The following is a 16,842-nucleotide window of genomic DNA, read 5'->3' on the forward strand; positions in this document are numbered from 1 at the left end:
CTATTCTCCGCTTGGGGATGAATGCGGCGTGGAGGTCAGCCGTTGCCTGGACCAGAGTCCGTCTGCCGCCCCTCGCGCCGGTCGGCGCTCGCCCTGACCGCCGGTGGAGCCCTGACCTTCGCCCTTCCGGCCGACGCCCAGGTCGCGCCGCAAACGCCTGCGCCGTCTGATCCCGATTCAACTGAGCGTCTGCTGGAGAACCTGCTGACGCGCATGGCCGTCAAGGTGAACGTCGGCAGCCTGCGTGACCCGCTGTTCGTCATCGACACGGGGGCGGAGCGCACCGCCATCTCGGATAGGCTGGCCGCCGAACTGAATTTACGCCCAGGGCCGCCGGTGCTGGTTCACGGGATCACAGCGGCCGAAATGGTGCGGACGGTAGACTTGCCCAGGGTGGATTTCTCGGGGCGCCGCTTCACCCAGCTGACGCCGCCGGTCTTTCCCTATGAGGTGCTGGGCGCCGAGGGCCTGCTGGGACTGGACGTACTATCGCGTTTCCGCCTGACGCTGGAACTGCGGCAGCGGCGGGTCATGATGGCGCCGTCGGGGCCGGACGTGGTCGAGCGGGGCATCGCCTTCGGTCGCGCCAGTCGGGTGCGCAACGACATCACCAATACGCGCCGCGCCCGCTTCGGTCAGCTGATCCTGACCAGCGTACAGGTCGATGGCGTCGATGCGGTCGCCTTCGTCGACAGCGGCGCCCAGTACTCGATCGCCAACCTGGCCTTGATGCGATCCATCGACGCCCGCATCGGCGCCGCTGCTCGCCAGTCGATCCGGGTCTATGGCGTCATTGGCCAGTCTCTGATGGTCGACAGCGGCGTGGTCTCAAGTCTACGCCTGGCGCGACGCGAACTAGGCGCCACGCCGCTGCTGTTCGGCGACCTGCACGCCTTCCGGGTGCTGGAACTGGTCGAGCGGCCGGCGCTGTTGCTGGGCGCAGACATTCTGACGCGTTTCAGCCGCATCACCCTGGACTATGGACAGTCGCGCATCGCCTTCGGCGGCCTGTTACGGCGTCCCCCGCCCCCGGCCGTCAGATCGCCTTCACAGCCCCGCCGTCCACCCGGATCAGCGAGCCGGTGACATAGCCTGCCAGCGGACTGGCCAGGAAGGCGGCGACGGCGCCGAATTCCTCCGTCGTGCCGATGCGACCCGCCGGGATGGTCTTGACCGATTCCGCGCGCGCCTCGGCGGGTTCGATCCCGGTGGCGGCGGCGCGGGCGGCGTCCAGACGCTCGATGCGCGGGGTGTCGATACGGCCCGGCAGCAGGGTGTTGACCGTCACCCCATTGGCCGCGACCTCGCCGGCCAGGGTCTTGGCCCAGGCCGCCACCGAGGCGCGCAGGGTGTTGGACACGCCGAGCGTCCCGACCGGCTCGATCACGGTGATGGAGGCGACATTCAGGATGCGCCCCCAGCCCATGGCCCGCATGCCCGGCAGCACCCGGTCGGTCAGGCGGAAGACCGACAGCACCATGGATTCGAAATGATCGCGCCAGACCGAGGGCTCCAGCCCATTCACCCCCGACGGCGGCGGCCCGCCGGTGTTGTTCAGCAGAATCTGGATCGGCCCGCCCAGAGCCGCCTCGGCCACGTCCACCGCCTTCAACAGCCCCTCATGATCGGCCAGATCGGCGGGGGCGATGACCGCCTTGCCCGGCCCCATGGCGTTCAGCTCATCGGCCACGGCCTGAAGCTTGACCGCATCGCGCGACAGCAGGGCCACGTGCGCCCCCTCGGCCACCAGAGCCCGCGCCACAGCCCGTCCCAGACCGCTGGAGCCGCCGCAGATCAGGGCGCGCTTGCCGGTGAGTTGAAGGTCCATAAGGGTGATCCGGTGTCGTGAAAGTGTCAGCACCCGACATGGTCACGCGGGTCACCGATTGCGAGGCCGCGTCCATAAAAGTCGTTCTCGCCGGGCCAGAAGCCTAAGCCCGCTTCCGACCCATTGCGAACGTCACGAGCGACGGTATCGAAGCCCATTGCTGGCCAGGAATCCCTTGTTATCGAAATCGCTCCAGACCTCGCCCCAAGGGAACTGACTGCGCCCGAAACCATCCTTGAACTCGATCATGTTGGTCAGGGTTGTCCGAACGAACTTCACCTCATCATCAATCGCCTTGCGGGTCGGCCAACCTCCCTCGCTTGGCGCATTGGGCAGTTGAACGCCCCATGCCGCTTGCACGAGGCAGTCGTCATGGAAACACAGAGAGAGTGCGGCTGGATGCCCCCCGAAACTAAACCCGCGCAGGTCAAGCCATTCGTAGCCGTTGCCATGGTTGCGGGAGCCGTGCAGCCATTCGGCAATCTTGTGCTCGATCGCCGCTTTGGGGTCGTTTGCGCTCAGGCGAACGCTATCGCCGAGACAGATGCTTCCCGTTTTAGGATCGATTGAAATCGGAGGAGCCATGGTTTGTATTCATCAATGACTTTGGTGTGGGCCGCAACTTCCGGTCCACACCCCTAACGGAAGTTGGCGACGTCCGATCCGGCCAACGTCCGGCTTCCGGCAGGACGCCAACTTCGCAAATCGACCCATAGGCGACCTTCACATGACCAGTTATGAAGCGCGGTGGGTCCGAGCGGAGGATTGATTGTCCGAGTTGCAGAAGGTCGTGTCTGATGCTCACGCGTGGCTTGCGGTGCAACCCGCTCCCCCGCATGGCTCCGACACCTGGTATGGCTTTAACAATCTTCGCCGTTTCCTTGACGCCATCGAAGTGGACCCTTCTCGAGTGGGTCTTGAGCGTGCCTGCCATGCGCTGGGTTGGCACATCAGCGACCAGTACGACGGGTATCAAGAGCTTCCGACAATCGCGGCGTTCAACGACCGTGTTCGACGCATAGCGAAGGCGATGGAATGGGAAGAGTACAAGGCTGGGCCAAACTACCACCCCCTCTCGCCACCAGGAAGTAAGTAGTCCGCTATCCACCCTTAGCTGTCATTCGCTGCGACCGCTTCTGACAGCCCCCCAACGAAAACGGCGCGCCCCTTGCGGAGCGCGCCGTGATGCGTTCGGGCTGAGGGAGCCTTAGGCCTGCATGGCCCAGCCTTCGACGGCCATGGCCGCCTGGCGGACGGCTTCCGAGCGGGTCGGGTGCGAGTGGCAGGTGCGGGCGATGTCTTCCGACGAGCCGCCGAAGGCCATGGCGATGCAGGCCTCGCCGATCAGTTCGCCGGCCGAGGGGCCATAGATGTGCACGCCCAGGACCTTGTCGGTCGTCGCGTCGGCCAGGACCTTCACGAAGCCCTCGGTCTCATGGTTGATCTTGGCGCGGCTGTTGGCGGCGAAGGGGAACTTGCCCTTCTTGAAGGCGACGCCCGCGGCCTTCAGCTGCTCTTCGTTCTTGCCGACCCAGGCCACTTCCGGGCCGGTGTAGATAACGCTGGGGACCAAGTCGTAGTCGACGTGACCGGCCTTGCCCGCGATCAGTTCGATCACCGCCACGGCGTCTTCCTCGGCCTTGTGCGCCAGCATCGGGCCATAGGTGACGTCGCCGATGACCCAGACGCCCGGCGCCGTGGTCTTGAAGTGGTCGTTGGGGATGACGCCGCGCTTGTCGGTCTCGATGCCGACCGTCTCCAGGCCCAGACCGGCGGTGTAGGGACGACGGCCGATGGCCACCAGAACCACGTCGCCCTTCAGGGTCTCAGCCGCGCCGCCGGCCGAAGGCTCGATCGTCAGCTCGACGCCGTCCTTGGTCGAGGTCGCGCCCGTGACCTTCGTGCCCATGCGGAAGGTCATGCCCTGCTTGGTCAGGCCGCGCTGGAAGGCGGTGGCGACCTCGGCGTCCATGCCGGCGCCGACCTTGTCGAGGAACTCGACCACGGTCACTTGCGCGCCCAGGCGGCGCCAGACCGAGCCCAGCTCCAGGCCGATGACGCCCGCGCCAATGACGATCAGATGCTTGGGCACCTTGGGCAGGAAGAGGGCGCCGGTCGAGTCGATGACCTTGCCGTCCTCGAAGGCGACGCCCGGCAGGGGGGTCGGCTCGGAGCCGGTGGCGATGACGATGTTCCTGGTCTCATAGGTCGTCTTGGCGCCGTCGGCGGCTTCGACCTCGACCTTGCCCGGTCCGGCGATACGGCCGCGGCCCTTCAGCCAGACGACCTTGTTCTTCTTCATCAGGAACTCGATGCCCTTGGTCAGGGCTTCGACGCTGTCGTCCTTGGCCTTGTGCATCTGGGCCAGGTTCAGCTTGGGCTTCACCTCGATGCCGATGCCGGCGAATTCGGTATTGGCGGCCTCATACAGCTCCGAGGCGTGCAGCAGGGCCTTGGACGGCATGCAGCCGACGTTCAGGCAGGTGCCGCCCAGGGTGGCGCGCATTTCGATGATGGCGACCTTCAGGCCCAGCTGGCCGGCGCGAATGGCGGCGTTATAGCCGCCCGGCCCGCCGCCGATGATCACTACGTCGTAGGTCTGGGGAGCGGCGTCGGCCATGGAATTCCTCTGATCGGTCTGGCGCGGGGAAGGAGCGGCGCGGACACTAGCGCCGACCCCGGCGGGGTCAACCGCCAGCCCCCATATAGGCCGTGATCGCAACCGGGGCCATGCCGACCAAAGCCAAAGTCGAAACACAGAAGGGCCGGGCGTCGCCGCCCGGCCCTCCGTGGTTCATTGATCGAAGCGATCAGTACTTGAAACGCACGCCGACGAAGGCGTTGTAGCCGAACTTCTCGTACTCATAGGTCCGCTGGCGCGAGCCGTAGTATTTGATCCCGGCCGAGTCGGTCAGGTTCTTGGCCTCGCCGAAGACCTCAAAGCCGTTGCCGAAGTCGTAGCTGGCGGTGAAGTCCAGCTGCTCGCGGCCCTCGACGTAGAGGTCCAGGTCAGCGGTGTCGGCGTTGATCTCTTCCAGATAGTCGCTGCGCTTGGTGTAGGACAGGCGAGCCGAGAAACCGCCCATCTCGTAGAAGAGGGCCGCGTTATAGTTGGTGTCCGACTGACCCGGCAGGGCGAAGGTGTCGCGACCGCCGTAGCTCTGGGCCGTCTTGATCTCGGCGTCCGTGACCGTGAAGTTGGCGAAGACGCCGAAGCCCGACATCCAGCCCGGCAGGAAGCCGAACTTCTGCTGCCAGTTCAGCTCCAGGCCCATCAGATGACCGTCGGGCGCGTTGATCGGAGTCTCGTAGGAATCCGTGGCCGGGTCCGGCTCACCGACGACCGGACGCTCGACCTCATAGTTCAGGATGTAACGATAGTCGGTCAGGTCCTTGTAGAAGACGTTGGCCGAAATGACGCCCAGCGAGGCGAAATAGTATTCCAGACCGGCATCGAAATTGTTCGACAGCGTGGGCTGAAGGTTCGGGTTGCCGATCTCGTAGGCGATATCCAGGCCGTCCGTTTCCTCGACGCGGCGCGGGACGATCTGACTGAACTCCGGGCGCGAGATCGAACGCGTCAGGGCGGCACGACCAATCAGATTGTCGCTGAAGGCGTGACGGACAGTCAGGTTGGGGAAGAAGTCGGTGTGGTCGCGGCTGATGTTGACCGGCGTGACCGTGGTCGGATCGTCCTCGTCGAAATCGACCACGCTTAGGGCCATGCCATCGAACCTGGTCTGCTCGACGCGCAGGCCGACCCTGATGTTGGTGGCGCCGATGTCGAAGCGCGCCTGACCATAACCGGCCAGGATGTCTTCCTGGGCCGTGTAGTCCGCCGTCAGCGAGTCAGGCATGCGGCGCGGCGAGGCGGCCTTGGCCGCGGCCAGATAGGCGTCGACCAGGCCTTTGTCGTACTGGTTGCCCAGATGGTAGCCGAAGTTGCGGCCCTGCTCGTCGCCCCACAGGGAGGCCAGGGCGCCGGGGTTGGCCGAGCCGGCGCGGTCGCGTTGACGCTCTTCGTCGGCGTCGACCTCGCGGGCAGCGTATTTCAGGCCGAACTTCCAGGCGACGTCGCGCCCGGCGAACTGGCTGGGGATCTCGATATTGGTGCGGAAGGCGACGTCTTCCTGCTGGGTCGTGTTCGATCGGAAGGTGTTCTCGCGGAACGAGAAGTTGCCCGGCGTAGCGAAGAAGCCGGTCGCCGCGTCGCCGAAGATCGGATTGCCCGGCGCGTAGAAGTAGCTCGGAGCGTAGTGGTTGGTCGTGTCGTAGCTCAGCGTCGTCGCCGAGGAGCGATAGACCAGCTCGTCGCGGTGCGGATAGGTCTGCTCGCTGTTGGCCCAGGACAGGTCGGCGTCCCAGATCATGCCGTTGTCGAAGGTGTGCTCGCCGCCCAGGACCAGGGTAGTGATCTGGTTGTTCTGGGTCCGGTGACGCAGGCCCCGATAGATACGGGCGCCGGTATAGGTCGCGGTCGTGTCCGTGGCCCCGGCCTGCAGCGCGCCGTCGGCGTAGCCCAGGATCAGGGTGTTGCGGTACTCGTTGTCCTCGAAGTCGGCATAGGAGCCGCGGACATAGAGGCGGGTCTGGTCCGACGGGCGCCATTCCAGAGCGCCGGTCAGGGCCTGACGGGTGCGCTGGGTCTCGTACTGCTTGAACAGGGTCTCTTCGAGCACGAAGACGCCGTCTTCCTCGACCCAGGCGTTCTCGATGTTCTCGGGGCGACGGTTGGTCTCGGAATAGCTGAGCGACACGAGGGCGCCGAAGGTCTGGTTGGCGCCGAAGACGTTGGAAACCGTGGCCCCGGCGCGGGTGTCGTTGCCGCCGTAGTCGTTGTAGCTGCCGCCGGCGTAGCCGCTGACCGCCAGACGACGGGTGTCGAAGGGCGAGCGCGTCTTGATGTTGACGGCGCCGGCGATCGAGTCGGCGTCCTGGCTGGGCAGCAGGGACTTGGAGACCTCGATGTTGGCGACGATGTCGCTGGGCAGGGTGTCCAGATCGACGGCGCGGGTGCCGGGATCGACCGCCGGAACGGTCACGCCGTCCACCGAGACGGCGGTGAAGGCCGAGGGGGCGCCCCGCACGTTGATATAGCGGCCCTCGCCCTGGTCGCGCTGGATGGCGATGCCGGGGACGCGTTGCAGCGACTCGGCGACATTGGGGTCGGGGTAGCGGCCGATGGCGTCCGACGACAGGACGTTGATGGTGCCGTCGGCGTTCTTCTGCTGGTTCAGCGAGCGGGCCACGCCGTCGGTGATGACGCCTGTCACCACCACGTCGGCGACCGTGGTCGCGGCGTCGCCGCCCATGGTCACCGTGACCGAGGTCAGGCGGCCCGGCGCGGCCGTGACCGTCTGACGGGTCGAGGGCATGCCGATGTAGCGCACGTCCAGTTCGACCTGGCCCGAGACGCCGGTCAGGATGAACTCGCCCTGGGTGTTGCTGACCACGCGGCGGCCCGTGCTGCGCTCGACGATCTCGGCGCCCGGCAGGGGCGCGCCCTCGGCGTTGACCACACGGCCAATCACGCCGTCGCCGGCCGGTTCGACCACCGCGCTCGGCGCGACATCCGCGGCCTGGGCGGCCACGGCGAAGGTCAGCGGCAGGATGGCCGCGCTCAGAAGAAGGCGAAGTTTCATTTCAGTCATCCCCGTTCGCCGGGGCGCGTCACGCTCCGGTCCATGGCGGGGTTGGCTAACGGCGTGCGGCGACGTGGCCGCGACGGTTTCGCGAAAAGGATCCTGCGAACAGGACACAGAGAGACGACAATTCCTCCCGAGACGGAGCGACTGTCGTTCCCGCGAAATCAGACGGTCATGCGAAGGACGGGGGCCTGAAATGCGAAACGGGGCCCGATCTTGCGATCGGACCCCGTGTTCCCAGTCTCGACTGGAGCGGGCGAAGAGATTCGAACTCTCGACCCCAACCTTGGCAAGGTTGTGCTCTACCACTGAGCTACGCCCGCATTCCCGTGGGAGCGATGTGCTGCTCCCCGTCGAGGAGGGGCTTTTAGCCGACCCTTCTCAGACCGCGCAACCCCCTTTTTGGATTTTCCGACAATCCGCTGCTTTTTTTCGAATAGTTCTGGAATTTCAAACGAAAGCGGCCCCCGCAACGCCCCCGAAGGAAGCGCCGCGAGGGCCGCTGGAAAACAGCCGCTAGGTTTCAATCACGCGCGCCAACCCGCTCAAGCCGCGAGCCGCCGCGCGGCGCGCGATAGCGGCCTCAGCCGCGCTGAGGATCAGCGCGGCGCCAGCCGGATAGCCCCGTCCAGACGGATGCACTCGCCGTTGATGTAGACGTTCTCGGCCAGGTGCAGGGCCAGAGAGGCGTAGTCCGCCGGAGTGCCCAGGCGGCTGGGGAAGGGAATGGCGGCGGCCAGGCTGTCCTGAACCTTCTGGTCCATGCCGGCCATCATCGGCGTCCACATGATGCCGGGCAGGATGGTGTTCACCCGCACGCCGTCCTGGGCCAGGTCGCGCGCGACCGGCAGGGTCATGGCGTAGACGCCGCCCTTGGAGGCCGAATAGGCGGCCTGGCCGATCTGGCCGTCCTGGGCCGCGACCGAGGCGGTGTTGATGATCAGACCGCGCTCGCCGTCAGCCATCGGCTCGGCCTGGACCATGCCCAGGGCCGACTGCGACAGGACGCGGAAGGTGCCGAACAGGTTGATCGTGACGGTGCGCTCGAACGAGGCCATGTCGTGGGCGCGGACCTCGCCGGTGTCGCGCTTGCGGCTGACGGTTTTCTGGCCCGTGGCGATGCCGGCGCAGTTGACGGTCAGGCGCTCCTGGCCGTGGGCGGCGCGGGCCTTGACGAAGCCGGCGGCGACGCTCTCGTCGGAGGTCACGTCCACCTTGCAGAAGACGCCGCCGATTTCCTTGGCGATCTCCTCGCCGCGCTCCTCGTTCAGGTCGAACAGGGCGACCTTGACGCCCTTGGCCGCCAGCGCCCGCGCCGTGCCCTCGCCCAGGCCCGAAGCCCCGCCCGTCACCACCGCTGCAATCGAACCGTCGAGTTTCATGAAGATCGTCCCTATATTCTTGTGAACCGAGTGTCTGCGCGAGGATTTAGCGGCCATGACCGCCAAAGCCAAACCGGTGTCGCCCGCCGACGCCATCGATCCTGAAAAGGCTCTGGTCCCCACGGTGCAGAGGGTCAACGAAATGCGCGTCAAGAAGGGCTTCTGGCCCAAGATCCGCAGCACGGCCACCCGCATCCCCTTCGCGGGTCAGGCGCTCGCCGCCTGGTACGCCACCCAGGACCCCAAGACGCCGCTGGCGGCCAAGGGGATCATGCTGGGGGCGCTGGCCTATTTCGTCATGCCCATCGACGCCATCCCCGACATCTTCGCCGGCATAGGCTTCACCGACGACGCGGCGGTGATCGCCGCCGTCCTGGCGACGCTCGGAGCCCACGTGAAACGCAGGCACCATGAACAGGCCGAGACGGCGCTAAAGCGCGTCCGCGATGAGGCGAACTAGGTCAGCGCCTGCGAGCGCCACCAGCCGATGATGGAATAGCGCGGCGCGGGCGCAAACGGCGCGACGACCGAGACGGCGTGGGACTGGGGCACCTTGAAGACGTTCAGCGCGCCAAAGGCCGGAATCATGCTTTCGGTCACCTCGCCTGTCTCATCCAGAAACTGCAGATGACCGCCCCACTCCGCCCGCCAGCGCGGCGAGAGATTCAGCACATAGGCGTAGAGACGCCCCGAAGCCTCATTGGCGTCGGTATGCCGGTTCAGAAAATGGCCCGGCAGGTAGCGGGTCGCCTGACCGTCAGCGGAGACGATGCGGTCGTCGCCGGTCAGGCGGCGCGCGAACGCCAGATAGGCCTCGCTGTTGAACAGTTCGACAGCCGCCTTGAGCAGAGGCGGCGTGTGGCTGGCCTGATCACCCGTCGTGTGGATCAGCAACCGGTCAAAGAGAAACTGAAGCCCCTTGGCGGCTCCGGCATGGATGCGATCCAGCGCCGCCTGGCGATCCTCATCCGATTGAGCGTCGAACCCAGCGGCGGACACATCAACGCCGAACGGATTGTGGAAGGCCCGCGCCCAGTCATGGCTCGGGCCCGCCACCTCGTCATACAGCCGTCCGGCCCCTTCGCCCAACAGACCCGGCACGCGCGTACGGCCGGTGCGCGCCAGCCGTTCGGCGGCGACCGCGAAGTCAACCTCTTCGACCGCAAGGTTCAGACCGTCGCTCATCCCTCGGTCACCACGACGATCTTGCCGACGGCCTTGCGGTCGCCCAAGGCCTTGATGGCGTCATGCGCCTCTTCCAGGGGATAGGTGCGGCTGACGCGCGGCTTGATCTTGCCGTCGGCCCACAGTTGCATCAGTTCGGCCATGTTGACCGCGTGGGCGGCCGGATCGCGCGCCACCGCCGCGCCCCAGAAGACCCCGATCACCGAGACCGACTTCAGCAGGGTCAGGTTCAGCGGCAGGGACGGAATGCCCGCCGGGAAGCCGACCACCAGATAGCGGCCGTTCCAGTCCATGGCCCGCAGCGCCGGCTCGGCGTAGTCGCCGCCGACCGCGTCATAGACCACGTCGGCGCCGTCGCGGCCCGTGGCCAGCTTCAGCTCACCCGACAGGGCCTTCTGCGCCGCCTTGTCCATCGGACCGGACGGATAGATCAGGCCGTTGTCGGCCCCCAGCTCAAGAGCGAACTCGACCTTGTCGTTGGTCGAGGCGGCGGCGACGACGCGCGCCCCCATGGCCTTGCCCAGTTCCACAGCGGCGGCGCCCACGCCCCCAGCCGCGCCCAACACCAGAAGGGTCTCGCCCGGCTTCAGCTGGGCCCGATCCTTCAGCGCGTAATAGCTGGTGCCGTAGGTCACGGTCAGGGCCGCGGCCTCTTCGAAGCTCATGCCGTCAGGCATGGGGATCAGGCTGGAGGCCGGAACCGCCAGGCGCTCGACCAGACCGCCCCATCCGGGCGCGGCGATGACCCGGTCGCCACGGAACACGCCCTTGACGCCCTCGCCCACCGCATCGACCACGCCCGCGACCTCGCCGCCGGGCGAGAAGGGGCGCTCGGGCCTGAACTGATACTTGTCCTCGATGATCAGGGTGTCGGGGAAGTTGATCCCCACGGCCTTGACCTCGATCACCACCTCGCCCGGCTTGGGCGTGGGGTCCATGACCTCCTCGACGACGAGACTATCAGGGCCGCCGACGGCCTTGGACAGGACTGCGCGCATGCTGGTTTCTTTCGTGATCCCCCGTCGGGCCATGGCGCCGACACGATTGCGACGCTAATCAGCGCGCGGCCCGATGCAAAGAGGCTGAACAGACTTTCAGGAGACGACCATGGCGCGAACCGCCCTCATCCTCCACGGCGGCGCCGGCGCCCGGCGCGAGCGCAACTACGACGCCGAGGTGGTTCACATGCGCAAGGTGGTCGAGGCGATGAAGGCGCGGCTGGACGCCGGGGCCTCCGCCGTCGACGTGGCCGTCGAGGCTGTGGTCATGCTGGAAGACTCCGGCCTCTATGTCGCCGGTCGCGGCGCCTCGCCCAATCTGGCCGGGGCCTATGAGCTGGACGCCAGCCTGATGGACGGCGCTTCGGGCAAGGCCGGCGCCGTCGCCGCCCTGCAGGGCTTCCGCAACCCGGTCGTCGCCGCCCGCGCCGTCATGGACCGCACCCCCCACGTCATGCTGGTCGGCGAAGGCGCCGCCCTGTTCGCCCATGATCAGGGATTGGAGGCCATCGGCGACGAAGCCGCCTGGTTCACCCAGGCCGGTCAAGGCGAGGACAACCACCCGCCGGGCACGCTCAGCCACGGCACCGTCGGCTGCTGCGTGCTGGACGCTGAGGGTCGCCTCGCCGCCGCCACCTCGACCGCGGGCGTCTTCGGCAAGATGCCGGGCCGCGTCGGCGACACCCCCATTCCCGCCGCCGGCACCTGGGCCGACGACCACGCCGCCGTCTCCTGCACCGGTCAGGGCGAGTATTTCATCCGCGTCGCCGCCGCCGCCCGCACCGCCATCGGCGTGGCCGCCGGTCAGTCGCTGGCCCAGTCTTCTCAAGCCGTGATCGACCGCATCGGCGGCCTGGGCGGCGACGGCGGCCTGATCGCCCTGGACCGCGAGGGCAATATCGTGGCCCCCTTCAACAGCCAGGGCATGAAGCGCGCCTGGTTGACCACCGACGGCGAAATCGGCGTGCAGGTCTTCGACCAGTAACTCTCCTCCGCGGGGATGAGCGGGAATGCGGGCCCGCTCACTTCATTACAGCACCGTAAGGTGCGCGGCGGCGAGGCGCTGTTAGGGTCCGGCCTACCTGCCCCCGGCGCAGCTCGTGGGGCGACCGGAACCTGACGCCCATGAAGACCCGCCTGATCCTGACCGCCTGCGCCTCGGCCCTGCTGCTGGGCCTGCCCGCCGCCGCTTTCGCTGAGGGCGCAGCGCCCGCGACCGTAACCACCGCCGCACAGGGCGGCGTCGCCGTCCCGCCGCTGGGCTTCCACAAGCGTGTCCTCGCCAACGGCATGGAGGTCTACACCGCCCGCGACGCCTCGACCTCGAACGTCACGGTTCAGGTCTGGTATCGCGTCGGCTCCAAGGACGATCCGGCGGGCCGTTCGGGCTTCGCCCATCTGTTCGAACACCTGCTGTTCAAGGCCACCAAGAATATGCCGTCGGAGACGTTCGACCGTCTGACCGAGGACGTCGGCGGCATGAACAACGCCTTCACCGCCGACGACGTCACCGCCTATTACGAGGTGGTCCCCGCCAACCATCTGCAGCGCATCCTCTTCGCGGAGGCCGACCGCATGGGGTCGCTGGTGGTCGATGAGCCGACCTTCGTCTCCGAGCGCGACGTGGTGAAGGAGGAATACCGCCAACGCATTCTGGCCAGCCCCTATGGCCGCCTGTTCGGCCTGTTCACGCCCGAAACCATCTATCAGGACCACCCCTATCGCCGCCCGGGCATCGGCTCGATCGAGGAACTGAACGCCTCGACGCTGGATGACGTGCTGCGCTTCCACGCCACCTATTACCGGCCCGACAACGCCATGCTGATCGTGGCGGGCAACTTCGATCAGGCCCAGTTGGACGCCTGGGTGAACGAATACTTCGCCCCGCTGAAGCGCCCGGCCACGCCCATGCCGGTCAATGATGTGAAAGAGCCCGAGCCGACCGGCCCGCGCACCGCCACCTATTACGCGCCCAACGTGCCCCTGCCCGCCGTGGTCCTGGCCTGGAACACGGTGGCCTATCGCGACGCCGACCGCGCCGCCCTGACCGTGCTGGACGGGGTGCTGTCGACGGGCGAGAGCAGCCGCCTCTATCGCTCGTTGGTCTATGATCAGCAGATCGCCGCTTCGATCGGCTCCAACCCCGACTTCGCCCAGCAGGCCGGCAACCTGACCGCCTACGCCATCATGGCCGACGGCCAGACGGTCGAGGCCGGCAAGGAGGCCCTTGAGGTCGAGATCGCCCGCCTGCGCGAAGCGCCGATCACCGCCGCCGAACTGAGCGAGGCCAAGAACGAGCTGGTCGCCAATGCGCTGCGTGGCCGCGAAAGCATCGACGACCGCGCCACCACCCTGGGCATGGCCCTGATCATGACCGGCGACGCCACCGCCGCCGACCGCGAGATCGCCGAGATCCAGGCCGTCACCGCCGCCGACGTGCAGCGCGTGGCCCGCCGCTATCTGACGCCGCAGCGCCAGATCACCATCAACTACCTGCCCGCCGACGACGAGCATCCGGCCAGCGTGCAGAAGATGAACGTCGACGCCCCCGTCACCGTGGCCGAACTGGCCCCCGCTGGTCCGGTCGCCGTCCTGCTGCCGGAAGCCGAGCGCGCTCGCCTGCCCCAGCCGGGCGCCGAGGTGGCCCCCGCCACCCCCGCCGTGGCCGACTTCCGCCTGGCCAACGGGATGCGGGTTCTGGTCGCGCCGACCGACGGCCTGCCCCTGGTCTCGGCGCGCCTGAACTTCAACGCCGGCTCGGCCAATGACCCGGCGGGCAAGCCGGGCGTCGCCGCCATGACCGCCAGCCTGCTGACTCAGGGCACGACCACCAAGTCGGCGCCCGAGATCGCCACCGCCATCGAACAGCTGGGCGCCAATATCGGCGCAGGCTCGGGCGCCGACTTCACCAATGTCTACGCCAACGCGCCCAAGGACGTGTTTGGCCGCTCGCTCAGCCTGATGGCCGATCTGGTGCGCAACCCGGCCTTCGCCGCCGAGGAACTGGAGCGCCAGCAGTCGCAGACCCTGGACGGCCTGCGCGTGGCCCTCAGCCAGCCCGGCTCCATCGCCGCCCAGTCGGTCGGCCGCGTCATCTACGGCGACGCCCCCTACGGCGCGCCCGGCGGCGGCACCCTGACCAGCGTCCCGGCCATCACCCGTGACGACGTGGCCGCCTTCCACGCCGCCCGCTATCGCCCGTCCCAGGCCACCATCGTCTTCTCGGGCGCCGTGACCCCGGCCGAGGCCCGCGACCTGGCGCAACAGGCCTTCGGCGACTGGCGTGATCCGTCGGCCGCCGCCCCCTCCCCCGTCGCCAAGGCGGGCCAGACCCTGCCCACCCGCGTCGTCGTCATCGACCAGCCGGGCGCGGGGCAAGCCGCCGTCATCGCCGCCATCCGCGGCATCAGCCGCACCGACGCCGACTACTTCCCGCTGACGCTGGGCAACACCCTGCTGGGCGGCGGCTTCTCGTCGCGCCTCAACCAGGAAATCCGCATCAAGCGCGGCCTCAGCTACGGCGCCCGCTCCTCGGTCGGCGCCCAGCAGGAGGTCGGCGTCTTCACCGCCTCGACCCAGACCAAGAACGAGACGGCGACCGAGGTGGCCGACCTGATCCTGGCCGAGGTCGGCAAGCTGGGAACGACGGCGGCCACGGAAGCCGAACTGGCCCCGCGCCGCGCCACCCTGATCGGCGGCTTCGGCCGTTCGCTGGAGACAGTGGACGGTCTGGGCGGTCTGGTCGCCAACCTGGCCCTCTACGACCTGCCGATGAGCGATCTGGCCGACTACGCCGGGCGCGTCCGCTCCGTCACCCCGCAACAGGTCGAGGCCGCCTTCGCCGAACACCTGCCCACCGATCGGGCCAGCCTGGTCATCGTCGGCGACGCATCGAAGTTCATCGACGGCCTGCGCGCCAAATACCCGAACGTCGAGGTCATCCCCCTGACCGACCTGAACCTGGACAGCGCCACACTGCGCTAAGGGTTCAAGCCTCCCCGTCGCTCACGGCGGGGAGGCCCCCGTCGTCCGTCATCCTCCGGCTTGACCGGAGGATGACGGTGGGATCAGGTCGTCAGGCAGACCACCTGGGCCACCCGCAGGTCCCGGCGCAAGCGGTCGGAAACCTTGCCATAATTGTCGGTCGTCACGGCCTCGCCCAGGGCCTTCTCGTCGGCGCGCTGTTCGCCCCGAATGGCGGGGGCGAAGGTGTCGGGCGAGGTGGTGTAGATCAGGCCCCGGCGCGGCGCCTCAGCGATAGTCACGCCCAGAACCCGGCCGCGCCCGTCCAGCACCGGCGCGCCGGAGAGGCCCGACAGCGTCCCCTTCAGGCCCTTGGTGCGGCCGGCCTCGGCCCAGGCCAGGACCGGCTCGTCACGCTCGCCCCGCCCCCGGACACGCAGGGTCTCGCGCCCCAGCAGACGCGAAGCGACCTCGCCCGGATGCCCTTGCGGGAAGCCCGGATGATAGGCGCGCTGGCCCTTGCGCAGCGGGGTCTGCGTCGCGACCGGCAGGGCCGGCGGCCCGCCTTCGGTCAGCAGAAGGGCCACATCGGCCCGTTCGGCCAGCCGCACGTCGGCGGCCAGGGCGCGCCCGCCGCCGATCACCAGGGCGGGACGCGGGCAGCCCTCGACCACATGGCGCGCCGTGACCCAGCGACCATCCCCGGCGATCGAGAAGGCGGTGCCGGACGAGGGCTGGAAGGGCACGTCGGGTGCAATGACGGTGACGGACGGATCAAAGGGCGTGACCGGCCCCAGCAGGGCGCCGTGGGCCCCCTCGTCCTCGGGCGCGTGCGGGGCGTCAGCCTTCTCCCGCCGCCCCAGCGAGACGATCAGCAGGGCGCCGATCACCGCCGCATAGATGGTCCAGTCGGGAAGATGGGGAAAGCGCATGATCGCGCCGCTCAGCCCGTCAGGGCGGCGGCCAGGATCAGGGCCGTAGCCAGCTTGGCGCCCGCCAGCACCACGGCGGCGGCGACCTCGCCCTTTTCGATGCGCTGCGGCAGGCCGGTCAGCAGCAGGTCGACGACGCGGAAGGCCAGCAGTTGCAGCACCACCGTCGCCACGCCCCAGATGGCGATGTCGCGGATCGAGGTCGAGATCGACAGCGAGGTCGCCAGCGGAATGGCCAGACCAACCAGCACCCCGGCGAAAGCCACGGCGGCGGCGGGATTGCCCTGACGGATCAGCGCCACCTCGCGCCACGGCGTCAGCAGGGCATAGACCGTCGCCCCGATCGCCAGCAGGCCGAAGGTCACGGCCAGATGCAGGATGAGAATCGGAAAGCCGGTGGCGAAGGCCTGGACCTCGGGGCTCGACAGGACGCTGGGCAGAGACGACGAGTCCATGATGTGCGAGCCCGCAGCCCCCTGCTGAAAACGGAACGAAAGCAAAACAAGCCTTGCCCGATCCGCCCCGCCTTCCGCAAGGGCGCCGGAGCCACACCCGATCAGGAAAACAGCGTTAGACGACAGTCAGGACGCGTCCGTTTCGTCCCGTCGCGCCTTGGCGATCGCCGCGCTTTCGCGCTTCAGCGGCTTGGAAACGGGACAGACCTCCTGAACATAGCCGTTCAGGGTATTGGCGAGTTGATCGGGCGCCAGGCTGTAGTGGACGAACTGCCCCTTTTTCTCACTCGTGACCAAACCCGCGACCTCAAGCACCGACAGGTGTTGCGACACCGCCGGCTTGGAAATTTCGAACTTGGCCGCGATCTCGCCCGCCGTCAGATCGGCATGGGCCAGATAGGCTAGGATCTTGCGCCGGACGGGGCTGGAGAGGGCTTCAAACACGCGCTGCATG

15 protein-coding genes and 1 tRNA gene are annotated in these 16,842 nt (G+C 67.8%); 5 read left to right on the forward strand and 11 right to left on the reverse strand.

Annotated elements, in window-relative coordinates; all coding sequences use genetic code 11:
- Nucleotides 1-42: 42 nt before the first annotated feature.
- On the forward strand, nucleotides 43-1,086 hold the full coding sequence (locus P0Y52_13345) for an aspartyl protease family protein (GenBank protein WEK57510.1): 1,044 nt from the start codon (nucleotides 43-45) through the stop codon (nucleotides 1,084-1,086).
- Here P0Y52_13345 and P0Y52_13350 read toward each other — a convergent pair.
- Together P0Y52_13350 and P0Y52_13355 are read right to left on the reverse strand one after the other, a co-directional pair.
- A complete protein-coding gene (locus P0Y52_13350) occupies nucleotides 1,037-1,828 on the reverse strand; it encodes an SDR family oxidoreductase (GenBank protein ID WEK57511.1) in 792 nt (263 codons plus the stop codon). The genes P0Y52_13345 and P0Y52_13350 overlap by 50 nt on opposite strands.
- Nucleotides 1,829-1,960: 132 nt before the next feature.
- Nucleotides 1,961-2,413 carry a hypothetical protein gene (locus P0Y52_13355; GenBank protein ID WEK57512.1) on the reverse strand — a complete coding sequence of 151 codons (453 nt, stop codon included), beginning with the start codon at nucleotides 2,411-2,413 and terminating at the stop codon, nucleotides 1,961-1,963.
- Between the two features lie 184 nt (nucleotides 2,414-2,597).
- Here P0Y52_13355 and P0Y52_13360 point away from each other — a divergent pair, with 184 nt between their 5' ends.
- Nucleotides 2,598-2,924, forward strand: coding sequence for a hypothetical protein (locus P0Y52_13360; protein ID WEK57513.1), 327 nt, complete (start codon nucleotides 2,598-2,600; stop codon nucleotides 2,922-2,924).
- 111 nt (nucleotides 2,925-3,035) lie between these two features.
- On the opposite strand, the gene lpdA is transcribed toward P0Y52_13360, so the two are convergent.
- The 4 genes from lpdA to P0Y52_13380 all read right to left on the reverse strand — a co-directional run bounded on the left by lpdA (nucleotide 3,036) and on the right by P0Y52_13380 (nucleotide 8,855).
- A complete protein-coding gene (gene lpdA / locus P0Y52_13365) occupies nucleotides 3,036-4,448 on the reverse strand; it encodes a dihydrolipoyl dehydrogenase (protein ID WEK57514.1) in 1,413 nt (470 codons plus the stop codon).
- A 190-nt stretch (nucleotides 4,449-4,638) separates the two neighbouring features.
- Complete coding sequence (locus tag P0Y52_13370) at nucleotides 4,639-7,470, reverse strand: TonB-dependent receptor (GenBank protein WEK57515.1); 2,832 nt, start codon at nucleotides 7,468-7,470, stop codon at nucleotides 4,639-4,641.
- Between the two features lie 251 nt (nucleotides 7,471-7,721).
- Nucleotides 7,722-7,796 (reverse strand) — tRNA-Gly (locus tag P0Y52_13375).
- Between the two features lie 276 nt (nucleotides 7,797-8,072).
- Entirely contained in the window at nucleotides 8,073-8,855 is a 783-nt protein-coding gene (locus tag P0Y52_13380; GenBank protein WEK57516.1) for an SDR family oxidoreductase, read from the reverse strand.
- Nucleotides 8,856-8,910: 55 nt separating this feature from the next.
- Between P0Y52_13380 and P0Y52_13385 the strand changes: the two genes are divergently transcribed.
- The gene (locus tag P0Y52_13385) at nucleotides 8,911-9,315 is read left to right on the forward strand and encodes a YkvA family protein (GenBank protein ID WEK57517.1); all 405 of its coding nucleotides are present in this window, start codon (nucleotides 8,911-8,913) and stop codon (nucleotides 9,313-9,315) included.
- Here the strand turns inward: P0Y52_13385 and P0Y52_13390 are convergent.
- Both P0Y52_13390 and P0Y52_13395 read right to left on the reverse strand, forming a co-directional pair.
- On the reverse strand, nucleotides 9,312-10,040 hold the full coding sequence (locus tag P0Y52_13390) for a 2OG-Fe(II) oxygenase family protein (GenBank protein WEK57518.1): 729 nt from the start codon (nucleotides 10,038-10,040) through the stop codon (nucleotides 9,312-9,314). The two genes, P0Y52_13385 and P0Y52_13390, sit on opposite strands and share 4 nt — an antisense overlap.
- Nucleotides 10,037-11,038 (reverse strand): NADPH:quinone oxidoreductase family protein, encoded by a 1,002-nt coding sequence (locus P0Y52_13395; protein ID WEK57519.1) that lies wholly within the window; start codon nucleotides 11,036-11,038, stop codon nucleotides 10,037-10,039. Before P0Y52_13395 ends, P0Y52_13390 begins: the two co-directional genes overlap by 4 nt.
- Before the next feature lie 109 nt (nucleotides 11,039-11,147).
- On the opposite strand from P0Y52_13395, the gene P0Y52_13400 reads away from it, so the two are divergent.
- A complete protein-coding gene (locus tag P0Y52_13400; protein WEK57520.1) occupies nucleotides 11,148-12,023 on the forward strand; it encodes an isoaspartyl peptidase/L-asparaginase in 876 nt (291 codons plus the stop codon).
- A 140-nt stretch (nucleotides 12,024-12,163) separates the two neighbouring features.
- A complete protein-coding gene (locus P0Y52_13405) occupies nucleotides 12,164-15,022 on the forward strand; it encodes a pitrilysin family protein (GenBank protein ID WEK57521.1) in 2,859 nt (952 codons plus the stop codon).
- 83 nt (nucleotides 15,023-15,105) lie between these two features.
- Here the strand turns inward: P0Y52_13405 and P0Y52_13410 are convergent, their stop codons facing one another.
- The 3 genes from P0Y52_13410 to P0Y52_13420 form a co-directional block, all read right to left on the reverse strand.
- Nucleotides 15,106-15,933: a serine protease gene (locus P0Y52_13410; protein WEK57522.1), complete on the reverse strand. Its 828-nt coding sequence runs from the start codon at nucleotides 15,931-15,933 to the stop codon at nucleotides 15,106-15,108.
- Between the two features lie 11 nt (nucleotides 15,934-15,944).
- Nucleotides 15,945-16,388 carry a DUF350 domain-containing protein gene (locus tag P0Y52_13415; protein WEK57523.1) on the reverse strand — a complete coding sequence of 148 codons (444 nt, stop codon included), beginning with the start codon at nucleotides 16,386-16,388 and terminating at the stop codon, nucleotides 15,945-15,947.
- A gap of 126 nt (nucleotides 16,389-16,514) precedes the next feature.
- Complete coding sequence (locus P0Y52_13420; GenBank protein ID WEK57524.1) at nucleotides 16,515-16,841, reverse strand: metalloregulator ArsR/SmtB family transcription factor; 327 nt, start codon at nucleotides 16,839-16,841, stop codon at nucleotides 16,515-16,517.
- Nucleotide 16,842: the final 1 nt, after the last annotated feature.

Origin of the sequence: Candidatus Brevundimonas phytovorans (genome assembly GCA_029203145.1) — a bacterium.
Taxonomy (GTDB): domain Bacteria; phylum Pseudomonadota; class Alphaproteobacteria; order Caulobacterales; family Caulobacteraceae; genus Brevundimonas; species Brevundimonas phytovorans.